Here is a 10,998-nt window from a genome sequence, read left to right on the forward strand (position 1 = left end):
GAACAATGAGCGAAATTTTATTTATTAACGGAAAAGTACGTTTTCCAATCACTATTGATCCCACTGTTTGGATCTTTGATGATCGAAAAGTAGATTTGACAACTTACTTTGATGAAACTAGAGAAAACACGTCTGAACTAGAAACTTATTTAAAAAACACTTCAGAACATTGGGATCGCGAAATCCGTGATGGTGCCGCTTTTCCTCCAATACAACAAAGTGTGAAGAAATATAAAAAAGAACAGCTGATTACTGGAACATTTGGTATACCATTTCATCCATTCCTTGCTAACGCTGAAATTTTAGAGGGCACTACGCAAGTTGAAATTGAAACGGTAGATCATACAATGACACTTCCATTAGAAACTGTCAAAAATGCTATACTAGGCTTTTCAAAAGAAGGAAAACCATTAAAAGAAGACGGACCTGTTCATCTCTATTTCAATGATGGATCTAATCGACAAAATCCAATCCGGAACATCCGTAAATTTACAATTATTTAAAGAAAAGGAGTGAGCTTAAGCTCACTCCTTTTTACAATAAATCTGCTGCTAGTTGAGCTAAATTAGATCGCTCCCCTTTAACAAACTTCACATGACCACTAATGCGCTGTTCTTTAAACTTCTCTACAACATACGTTAAGCCATTATTATATTCATCTAAGTATGGGTGATCAATTTGCTGAGGATCTCCCATCAATACAATCTTACTCTTTTCCCCTACCCTAGTTAGTATCGTTTTCACTTCATGCTTTGTTAAATTTTGTGCTTCGTCAATGATAATGAACTGATCTGGAATACTTCTCCCGCGTATATAAGTAAGGGCTTCTACTTCAATTGAACCCATTCCAGCTAAAATAGCATCTAACTCTCCTGGCTTTTTCGTATTAAATAAATACTCTAGGTTATCAAAAATTGGCTGCATCCATGGTCTTAACTTTTCTTCTTTTTCTCCTGGTAAATAACCGATATCTTTTCCGACTGGGACAATTGGTCTTGCAACGAGTAATTTTTTATATAACCCTAAGTCTTCTGTTTGCATAAGTCCCGAAGCTAATGCAAGTAACGTTTTTCCTGTGCCGGCTTTCCCTGTTAACGTTACAAGCGGAATATCTTCACGAAGCAACAATTCTAATCCCATGATTTGCTGCACGTTTCGTGGTCGTATCCCCCACACTTGTTCATTGTGAAAAATAAGTTTCTTTACCTTCTTACCTAAGTGATCCACGATGCCAAGCGCAGAACTAGAGCCCCCCAATGCATCTTTCATTACTACAAATTGATTTGGGTAAAAAGGGTGATTCGCAATTTCAGATAGAGGCAATTCACCTTTCTCATAAAAATAATCCAATTGTTCTTTTGATATATATCCTTCTAAAAAGCCAGAATATATATTTTCTACTTCAATTACGCGATCACTTAAATAATCTTCAGCCTTCAAACCAATTGCATCAGCTTTTACCCTTACGAGTACATCTTTACTTACTAAAATAACAGACTTCCCGTCCTCTTTTTCCTGTTCTTCTAAAGATAGATTTTTTGCTACAGCTAAAATTCGATTATCATTTGTTTTTTCTACAAAAATATCTTGTAGTTGCACAAATGAACGATGGTTCAATTCAATACGAAATGTTCCGCCGTTTTCTAGCGGGATACTTTCATGCAGCTTTCCTATTTCACGAAATTTATCTATTAACTTAGATACATAACGAGCGTTTCGTCCTACTTCATCCATATAACGTTTTTTCGAATCAACCTCTTCTAATACAACTGCTGGAATCACTACTTCATTGGTTTCAAATGAAAAAATAGATAAAGGATCCTGCAAAAGTACATTCGTATCTAACACATAAATTTTATCCAACCTGTTACCCCCTGACTCCACTTTTAAATTTGTAGAACAAGGGTTTCATCCATAAAATATGGACGAACCATTGTTATAATTATATGTACCGTGTAAACGAGGTAGAATCGAAAATCATAGTCATTAAACCTTTTATTTATTCTTTATTCATTTCTATTCAATATATTACCTTTTATTATAATTATTAACGTTAAATCACAATAACCGATTACAAAAGTGAATAAACGAATTTCTTATTTAGCATCTTTATAATTCTCTTATCCCTACTAGCACTTCGTTATCCAGCTTTTTCGCTGCCCGAAGATCATATGTTTTTTCATATGTTGGTTCAATTGCAAGTTTCGCTCCATAAAACATAACATCACGCACTTCTTGCACATTTACTTCTATTACAGTTAATTTTAAAGAAATGCCTTCCATTCTATCTGTCAAAATTTCACCTGCACCACTTATGGAAAATACGGATTCATTCGCCATTATAGTCAATACCACACCTGTATTATGCCGTATATTTTCCACAATACGTGAACGTTGATCTACTGCAAATCGAATACTAGTTTTACTCACTGCATACACCCAAGAAATAGCACTTACGTTAGGAACTTGTTTTTCGAAATCTGTCGTTGCTATCATAACAATACACTCTTTACGCAACGTTTGTACTAAACCCTCTGTTAAGGTAGGCTCTACTACATTCGCCATATTTTCACCTCCAAACATACTTGGTATATCCTTATCATAACTTATTTTTTGAATTGCGAAAATATTATTTTTTCCCACTATTATTCAAAAACATTATACTTCCATGATATACTTATACTGATAGAATTCGTATTGAGGTGACGAAATGAGAGTCAAATGTATGATTTGTGATAAAAAAGATATGTTAGATGATGAAAATCCTATGGCAAAAAAACTGCGTAATCGCCCTATTCATACATATATGTGCATGGAATGTTCGGAACGAATTGCAGAGCGTACAATGGAACGTCATGCAAGTGGTAATTTCCGATTATATCGTGATAAAAAAATCGAAGACGATTGGTAAAATATAAATAAGTCCTTACTCATATAGATAAGGACTTATTTATATTTTTCTGGTTCACGATTCATCTGATCCAAAAAACAATCAATGGCTTCTAGCGGAAACCTTGCAGATTTCCTTTCCCCATTCATTTCGTATGTAATTAAATACATCTCCTCGTTCTTTTCGACTTCCACATTTTTTAATTTATGTTCTTCATATATCATATTTTGAAATAACAAATACGTTTCTTTTGCAGCACTATCATCTGGACGTGCTTCAGCAACTGTTTTAATTGTTAACCAATTATATAGTGCATCTTGTACTGAACGCATAAAAACTCCCCCTTCCTCATCCTACTTTTTGTTGTTTCGCTTGACGCAAACGTAATCTATAAATCCCAAGTACAATTGCTGCTACAACAAGTCCTTCTCCAACGGGTAAAAATACAGCAAAAAAGGTTAATACTGTACATCCAATTGCTAATGATATGTATATCACAATATTTTTAAGTACAGACAACTTTCTAGCAAACCCTAAATTATAGACGAGAGCACTTAATATAATAATCGTCCCATAAAGTAACCACATTCCTAACTCTGGATTTTCATCTACCTTACACAATTTTGCAAAAAAAGACATCCTTTCTAACACACTCTTCCCCCCTAGCAGTAAAATACAATTTTCTTTATACACTTAATACAAGAGTAACTCGCAAAAAAAATACTGTCCACAAAAAAGAGTAAATATTCTAAAAAATAAACAAAATAAAAAACAACGACCTTTTATAAAGGTCGTTGTTTTTTTGTTTTTACGCTTCAACCGATTTCTTTTTCTTAGCAGCTCTTTCGCGCTCACTCTTATCAAGAATCTTTTTACGCAGACGAATTGATTCTGGAGTTACTTCACAGAACTCATCATCGTTTAAGTACTCTAATGATTCTTCTAAAGTCATTAGGCGTGGTTTCTTCATTGTTGAAGTTTGATCTTTCGTCGCAGAACGAATGTTAGTTTGTTGTTTCATTTTCACAACGTTAACTGTTAAGTCGTTCTCACGAGTGTGTTCTCCAACAATCATACCAGCATATACTTCTGTACCTGGTTCAACGAAGATTACACCACGGTCTTCAACTTGCATAATACCGTATTGTGATGCTTTTCCTGTTTCAAGTGAAACTAGAACACCTTGGCGACGTCCACCAACTTGTCCAGCGTGTACTGGTTGGTAGCAATCGAATGTATGGTTTAAAATACCGTAACCACGAGTTAATGTTAAGAATTCTGTTGTGTAACCAATTAAACCACGTGCTGGAACCATGAAAGTAAGGCGCACTTGACCGTTTCCGTTATTCACCATATCTAACATTTCACCTTTACGTGCACCCATAGATTCCATAATAGAACCAGTGTATTCTTCAGGTACATCGATTTGTACGCGCTCTACAGGTTCACATCTTACGCCATCAACTTCTTTAATGATTACCTCTGGCTTAGATACTTGTAATTCATAACCTTCACGACGCATGTTTTCGATTAAGATAGATAAATGTAGTTCCCCACGTCCAGATACGATCCACGCATCAGGAGACTCTGTATTATCTACACGTAAACTTACATCTGTTTCTAATTGTGAACGAAGACGCTCTTCAATTTTACGAGATGTAATGTATTTACCTTCACGACCTGCAAATGGGCTGTTATTTACAAGGAACGTCATTTGTAGTGTTGGCTCATCAATACGTAGTAATGGTAACGCATCTTCATGCTCAACCGGACATACCGTTTCACCAACGTTAATGTCTTCCATACCAGAAACGGCTACTAAGTCCCCAGCTTTTGCTTCTTCGATTTCTTGACGTTTTAATCCAATGTAACCGAATAATTTCGTTACGCGGAATTGTTTTACACTTCCGTCAACTTTCATTAAAGCAACTTGTTGTCCAACCTTCATTGTACCGCGGAATACGCGTCCAACTCCAATACGTCCAACATAGTCGTTGTAATCAAGAAGTGCTACTTGGAATTGAAGTGGCTCTTCACTGTTATCAATCGGTGCTGGAATATGTTCGATAATTGTATCGAATAATGATTTCATATTCTCTTCTTGATTTGCTGGGTTTGAATCTAAGCTTGCTGTTCCGTTCATTGCTGATGCAAATACAACTGGGAACTCTAATTGATCTTCGTTTGCACCAAGCTCAATGAATAAGTCGATTACTTCATCAACTACTTCATCAGGACGAGCGAAGTCACGGTCAATTTTGTTTACAACTACGATTGGAGTTAAGTTTTGCTCAAGAGCTTTCTTTAAAACAAATCGTGTTTGTGGCATACAACCTTCATATGCATCAACAACAAGTAAAACACCATCAACCATTTTCATGATACGTTCTACTTCTCCACCGAAGTCAGCGTGACCTGGTGTATCTAAAATGTTAATTCTTTTATCTTCATAGTGAATCGCTGTATTTTTCGCTAAAATTGTAATACCGCGTTCTCTTTCTAGATCATTTGAATCCATTGCGCGTTCTTCAACGTGTTCGTTCGCACGGAAAGTCCCCGCTTGACGTAATAACTGGTCAACAAGTGTTGTTTTACCATGGTCAACGTGGGCAATAATTGCTATATTACGTAAATCTTGTCGTTTTTTCAACATGTCCAACTCCTAATGTCTTTTTAATCCTTCTCTATTATAAGAGCGAAGGGGATACAATAGCAATTAAAATAAAAGCAAGAATGAAAATATAGTTGTATTCTTACTTTTGTGAAAGTAAAATGAGATTGGAGGGTGAAGAAATGGAACACATTCAATATCGCTTTTTATTAACCGCAATTATCGGTGTTATTTTCTTAATCGGTATCGGCATTATGATTGCTGAAAATAGTCCAATCGGTATTATTATTTGCATTATCGGCACATTTGTTGCAGTTGGGTACGGTTTTGTAACAAAAAGAAAAATGCGCAAATCACAATAACGCTAAAAAGTAAGAAGCTTATACACAGCCTCTTACTTTTTTTGTTGCTCTAATATAAACGATAACACTTCTTCATACACTCCTGGTTTTGCAACTAACACACTGCTCTTCTCTATGATAGAAAGTGGCGCTCCAGAGAATGTCGTCACCTTACCTCCAACTTCTTCTACAATTATCTGTCCTCCGCCAAAATCCCATGGTGATAATCTCGGCGTTACATATGCATCTATTCTTCCTGTTGCAACGTATATCATCTCTAGTGCTGCACAGCCATATGATCTCGTGCCCCTTGCTTTCTTAACAAGTGCCATCATACTTTCCATATTAAGCAATGGATTATCTGTAAGCCATATCGCATTTAAAGCTACAATACCTTGCTCTACAGTTCCTTTTTCCAATGGAGGAATTGATATATCATTACAAAAAGCTCCGGATCCCTTGACTGCATGATATAGTTCATCGTGCACTGGATCATAAATAAGTCCAATCTTTCCGATACCGTTCTCATAAATACCAATTGAAATCGCAAAATTTCTTTTTTGATGAACAAAGTTCATCGTACCGTCAATTGGATCAATTAACCAAACAACCCCGCCAGAAGACGTTATCTCGTCTCCATAACCCTCTTCTCCTAAAATATTATGATTCGGGAATGTTTCTTTAATTTTCCCAATTAAAAACCGTTCTATCTCTCGGTCCATATTTGTAACTAAGTCAGCTGCATTTGATTTTGTTTCTATAATAAGTGCTTTTTTCATTGATGCCATCAAATGCTCTCCTGCATCCCGAATCCACCGTTTGGCGTGTGCATCGATGTCTTTCCATACTTCTTGCATGTTTAAACACTCCGATCTATACTGTTCACAGAAAAAACGAACCCTTTATAAGGTTCGCACCAACTAATTTTTTATACATATACTATTATTACGCTTCTAAACGAATCATTTCAAGTCTTAACACTTCTAACTTTTGTACACACTCTTCTTTTTTCTGTTTATCATCTTCCATCATCGCATCATATAAAGTTGCTAATTCATAATCTAGCTCCAAACGTAGCACCGGTATTCTCTTTTCGGCATCTGTTCTCTTTAACGCATTAATCACCTGTCTCATATTATTTGCCTCCTCCCAATATTCGTCTGCCCTCGGACTAGAATTAATTCAATTTTCTGATTTTTTGTTTTATACTATACTATGTTGGATAAATCATCTATGCAACAAAATTATATTTTTTATTTTAATTTTTTTGTGCTGTTTTTTTTATGAATAGTACAAGCTATGCTAAAATAAAAGCAAAATAGGAGTTGGAGGAACAATCATGACAATACAAACATTCAAGTCAACTGATTTTGATGTCTTTACAGTTGATGGTCTCGAAGAACGAATGAGTGCAATTAAAACGAACATTCATCCTAAGCTAGAAGCTTTAGGGGAACAATTTGCAGAATACTTATCCAAACACACTGATGAGAACTTTTTTTATCATGTTGCAAAACACGCACGACGGAAAGTCAATCCACCAAACGATACTTGGGTTGCTTTTTCAACAAATAAACGAGGATATAAAATGCTACCGCATTTCCAAATCGGCTTATGGGGTACTCATGCCTTCATATACTTTGGTTTAATCTATGAGTGTCCACAAAAAGTTGAGACGGCTCATGCCTTCTTAGAACATTTAAATGATTTAAAAACAAATATTCCAAATGACTTCGTTTGGTCCATTGACCATACTAAACCAAGTGTGAAATTACATAAAACACTTGAAACCGAAGACTTACAAAAGATGATTGAACGACTAGCTACTGTAAAAAAAGCAGAATTATTAGTTGGTATTCATATATCACCAGAGGAGTTTTCAGCAATGACCAACGAACAATTCCTTGCTAAGATTGAATCTACGATGCAACCACTCCTTCCTTTATATGCACTTTGTAATCGATAGTAGAAAACGGACAATTTATATTGTCCGTTTTTAGTTGTTATCACATTATATCACTTCAGTTTTTATTTTTCAAAATATTTTTATATTTTTACAACCTTTTGTTCTTCAACTTCCTTTGCCCTTTGAATAGCACGATATATAGAGTATCCACTTACTTCTTGAAACTCTTTATCAATTTTCTTTTCTTCTGCTTTCGATGGAACAATCTCTTTAAAACGACGATATAAACCCATTAATTCTTCTCTTATAATTCCTTTTTCATAAGCTTTCTCAATCGCTTCATAAAACTTCACAATTGTAACCATTTCCTCATTTGACCAATCATAATCTAACGGATATTGATATTCCATTTCGCACCTCATTTATCATTTCTTCTTGTTTCATTATGCTATCTTAAAGAGAATATTTTATTATTCATTATAGCCACTCTGCATTATACACTATTTATTCATTTTGATGGAATTGTCTTCCTCTATTCATTAGTTGAGGCTAACTATTAAACATACTCACCTTAAAAACATTTTTTTCTATACATCTATAATTATTGGTGATATAATGCTTTTGTTTTATAGAAAATAAAGTGAAGCTACCATCTCAAAAACGATTTTTTGAATGGCAGAAAAACAAGCCTCATTCTAAAAAAAGACTTACCTTTTTTAGAGCAGGATTATATAAAACAAATTATACTAAATATTATGAAGAAGAAGGGGTGTATAGATTGTCCCAATACGAAACACCATTGTTTACCGCTTTAGTTGAGCACAGTAAGCGAAATCCAATTCAATTCCATATTCCTGGTCATAAAAAAGGACAGGGCATGGATCCTACATTTCGCGAATTTATTGGGCATAATGCATTAGCAATTGACTTAATTAATATTGCGCCACTCGATGATTTACATCATCCAAAAGGTATGATTAAAGAAGCACAGGATTTAGCAGCCGCTGCATTCGGTGCAGATCATACTTTCTTTTCTATTCAAGGTACAAGTGGCGCTATTATGACAATGGTGATGAGCGTTTGCGGTCCTGGTGACAAAATCCTAGTACCACGAAACGTGCATAAATCAGTAATGTCAGCTATTATTTTCTCAGGTGCAAAACCGATTTTCATGCATCCTGAAATCGATCCGAAGCTCGGTATTTCTCATGGAATCACAATTCAATCTGTCAAAAAAGCACTTGAAGAGCACTCAGATGCAAAGGGCTTACTTGTTATTAATCCAACGTACTTTGGGTTTGCTGCAGACTTAGAACAGATTGTACAATTAGCACATTCTTATGACATCCCTGTACTAGTCGACGAGGCTCATGGTGTTCATATTCATTTTCACGATAAATTGCCGATGTCGGCGATGCAAGCTGGTGCAGACATGGCAGCAACAAGTGTCCACAAATTAGGAGGCTCTTTAACTCAAAGTTCTATTCTTAATGTGAAAGAAGGCTTGGTGAATGTAAAGCATGTCCAATCTATTATTAGCATGCTTACGACTACATCAACTTCTTACATCTTGTTAGCATCACTTGATGTTGCCAGAAAACGTCTTGCCACAGAAGGAACAGCACTCATAGAACAAACAATACAATTAGCTGAACATGTTCGTGATGCTATAAATTCTATTGAGCATCTTTACTGTCCTGGAAAAGAAATGTTAGGTACAGATGCTACCTTTAACTATGATCCTACAAAGATAATTGTATCTGTAAAAGATTTAGGTATTACCGGCCACCAAGCTGAAGTATGGCTTAGAGAGAAATATAACATTGAAGTAGAACTCTCAGATTTATACAACATACTATGTCTTATCACTTTGGGAGATACAGAAAGTGATACAAATACACTTATTGCAGCATTACAAGATTTAGCAGCAACATTTAGAAATAGGGCAGATAAAGGTGTTCAAGTACAAGTAGAGATTCCAGAAATTCCAGTGCTAGCACTTTCTCCTCGAGATGCTTTTTATTCGGAAACAGAAGTCATTCCATTTGAAAATGCAGCGGGTCGTATTATAGCTGATTTTGTTATGGTTTATCCGCCAGGGATTCCAATCTTTACTCCGGGGGAAATTATTACACAAGAAAACTTAGAGTATATTCGTAAAAACTTAGAAGCAGGTTTACCTGTACAAGGTCCTGAAGATATGACATTACAAACATTACGTGTTATTAAAGAGTACAAGCCTATCAGTTGATAGGCTTTTTTTTCACCTTTTTTCCTATTCTTCATACGATACTAAAGAATGTAACGTATAGGTGGGGATACTATTATGATTGTAATAGGCCGTTCTATTGTACATCCTTATATTACAAATGAATATGAGCCATTTGCAGCAGAGAAACAACAAATTTTATCAATAATGGCAGGAAATCAAGAAGTTTATTCCTTCCGAACAGCTGATGAACTCAGCTTTGATCTCAATTTACGAGTTAATATTATTATCTCTGCACTAGAACTTTTTCAAAGTGGATTTCAGTTTCGCACATTTCAACAATCCTTTTGCAACCCCCAGTATTGGAAAAGAACATCCCTTGGAGGATTCGAGCTTCTTCCAAACATACCACCTTCTATTGCCATACAAGATATTTTCAAAAACGGAAAACTATATGGAACTGAATGTGCAACCGCTATGATCATTATTTTTTATAAAGCTTTATTATCATTGTATGAGGAAGAAACTTTCAATCGTCTATTTGCAAACCTTTTACTTTATACATGGGACTACGATCAAGATCTAAGGCTCATAACAAAAACCGGTGGCGATCTTGTTCCAGGTGACCTCGTTTACTTTAAAAACCCACAAGTGAATCCAGCTACGATTGAGTGGCAAGGAGAAAACACAATCTATTTAGGAAATTTCTTTTTTTACGGACATGGCGTAGGTGTAAAAACAAAAGAAGAAATTATTTATTCATTAAATGAACGACGAGTCCCTTACGCTTTTATTTCAGCTTTCTTGACCGATACTATTACCCGTATCGATAGCCGTATAATGAGCCAATACGCTTCTTCTAGTACACCACAGACATCCATAAGCTTTATTCCAATTAGAGATGATGCAATCGTTGCAACAGTTGGCCATACAACTACAATTTATTAAAAAAGCGCCTACACATGTAGGCGCTTTTTCTTATTATTAAGCTTTTGTATGTTCTTTATGGTCACATTCGCAATGAGATCCACATTTCCCGTA

The 10,998-nt window shown here is 35.4% G+C and carries 14 protein-coding genes; 6 read left to right on the forward strand and 8 right to left on the reverse strand.

Features of this window, described 5'->3' with window-relative positions:
• The first annotated feature begins 5 nt into the window (after window positions 1–5).
• Window positions 6–503: a hypothetical protein gene (locus MR167_RS11555; protein WP_016077289.1), complete on the forward strand. Its 498-nt coding sequence runs from the start codon at window positions 6–8 to the stop codon at window positions 501–503.
• Between the two features lie 31 nt (window positions 504–534).
• On the opposite strand, the gene MR167_RS11560 is transcribed toward MR167_RS11555, so the two are convergent.
• Both MR167_RS11560 and MR167_RS11565 read right to left on the reverse strand, forming a co-directional pair.
• Window positions 535–1,863, reverse strand: coding sequence for a PhoH family protein (locus MR167_RS11560; protein WP_000358083.1), 1,329 nt, complete (start codon window positions 1,861–1,863; stop codon window positions 535–537).
• A 246-nt stretch (window positions 1,864–2,109) separates the two neighbouring features.
• Window positions 2,110–2,565: a pyridoxamine 5'-phosphate oxidase family protein gene (locus tag MR167_RS11565; RefSeq protein ID WP_000024600.1), complete on the reverse strand. Its 456-nt coding sequence runs from the start codon at window positions 2,563–2,565 to the stop codon at window positions 2,110–2,112.
• Window positions 2,566–2,710: 145 nt separating this feature from the next.
• Here MR167_RS11565 and MR167_RS11570 point away from each other — a divergent pair, with 145 nt between their 5' ends.
• A complete protein-coding gene (locus MR167_RS11570) occupies window positions 2,711–2,911 on the forward strand; it encodes a YlaI family protein (RefSeq protein WP_002082250.1) in 201 nt (66 codons plus the stop codon).
• Window positions 2,912–2,946: 35 nt separating this feature from the next.
• Here MR167_RS11570 and MR167_RS11575 read toward each other — a convergent pair whose 3' ends face one another.
• From MR167_RS11575 to typA, 3 genes are all read right to left on the reverse strand, one after another.
• A complete protein-coding gene (locus MR167_RS11575) occupies window positions 2,947–3,222 on the reverse strand; it encodes a hypothetical protein (protein ID WP_001258140.1) in 276 nt (91 codons plus the stop codon).
• A gap of 16 nt (window positions 3,223–3,238) precedes the next feature.
• Window positions 3,239–3,541, reverse strand: a complete 303-nt coding sequence (locus tag MR167_RS11580) for a YlaH-like family protein (protein ID WP_000893663.1) — start codon at window positions 3,539–3,541, stop codon at window positions 3,239–3,241.
• Between the two features lie 157 nt (window positions 3,542–3,698).
• Window positions 3,699–5,543: a translational GTPase TypA gene (gene typA, locus MR167_RS11585; protein WP_000914761.1), complete on the reverse strand. Its 1,845-nt coding sequence runs from the start codon at window positions 5,541–5,543 to the stop codon at window positions 3,699–3,701.
• A 140-nt stretch (window positions 5,544–5,683) separates the two neighbouring features.
• Between typA and MR167_RS11590 the strand changes: the two genes are divergently transcribed.
• A complete protein-coding gene (locus tag MR167_RS11590; protein WP_000400123.1) occupies window positions 5,684–5,863 on the forward strand; it encodes a DUF5325 family protein in 180 nt (59 codons plus the stop codon).
• A gap of 32 nt (window positions 5,864–5,895) precedes the next feature.
• Here the strand turns inward: MR167_RS11590 and MR167_RS11595 are convergent, their stop codons facing one another.
• Together MR167_RS11595 and MR167_RS11600 are read right to left on the reverse strand one after the other, a co-directional pair.
• The gene (locus MR167_RS11595) at window positions 5,896–6,699 is read right to left on the reverse strand and encodes an inositol monophosphatase family protein (RefSeq protein ID WP_001158709.1); all 804 of its coding nucleotides are present in this window, start codon (window positions 6,697–6,699) and stop codon (window positions 5,896–5,898) included.
• A gap of 88 nt (window positions 6,700–6,787) precedes the next feature.
• Window positions 6,788–6,976 (reverse strand): hypothetical protein, encoded by a 189-nt coding sequence (locus tag MR167_RS11600; RefSeq protein WP_001250164.1) that lies wholly within the window; start codon window positions 6,974–6,976, stop codon window positions 6,788–6,790.
• A 205-nt stretch (window positions 6,977–7,181) separates the two neighbouring features.
• Here MR167_RS11600 and MR167_RS11605 point away from each other — a divergent pair, with 205 nt between their 5' ends.
• Window positions 7,182–7,808, forward strand: a complete 627-nt coding sequence (locus MR167_RS11605) for a YktB family protein (RefSeq protein WP_000155316.1) — start codon at window positions 7,182–7,184, stop codon at window positions 7,806–7,808.
• Between the two features lie 80 nt (window positions 7,809–7,888).
• Here the strand turns inward: MR167_RS11605 and MR167_RS11610 are convergent, their stop codons facing one another.
• On the reverse strand, window positions 7,889–8,158 hold the full coding sequence (locus MR167_RS11610) for a UPF0223 family protein (protein ID WP_000456553.1): 270 nt from the start codon (window positions 8,156–8,158) through the stop codon (window positions 7,889–7,891).
• A gap of 368 nt (window positions 8,159–8,526) precedes the next feature.
• Here MR167_RS11610 and speA point away from each other — a divergent pair, with 368 nt between their 5' ends.
• Window positions 8,527–9,999, forward strand: a complete 1,473-nt coding sequence (gene speA, locus MR167_RS11615) for an arginine decarboxylase (RefSeq protein WP_000084903.1) — start codon at window positions 8,527–8,529, stop codon at window positions 9,997–9,999.
• A gap of 75 nt (window positions 10,000–10,074) precedes the next feature.
• Window positions 10,075–10,905 (forward strand): protein-glutamine gamma-glutamyltransferase, encoded by an 831-nt coding sequence (locus tag MR167_RS11620; RefSeq protein ID WP_000635339.1) that lies wholly within the window; start codon window positions 10,075–10,077, stop codon window positions 10,903–10,905.
• Window positions 10,906–10,998 lie beyond the last annotated feature (93 nt).

This window comes from Bacillus cereus group sp. BfR-BA-01355, from assembly GCF_022663675.1.
Lineage (GTDB): Bacteria > Bacillota > Bacilli > Bacillales > Bacillaceae_G > Bacillus_A > Bacillus_A thuringiensis_S.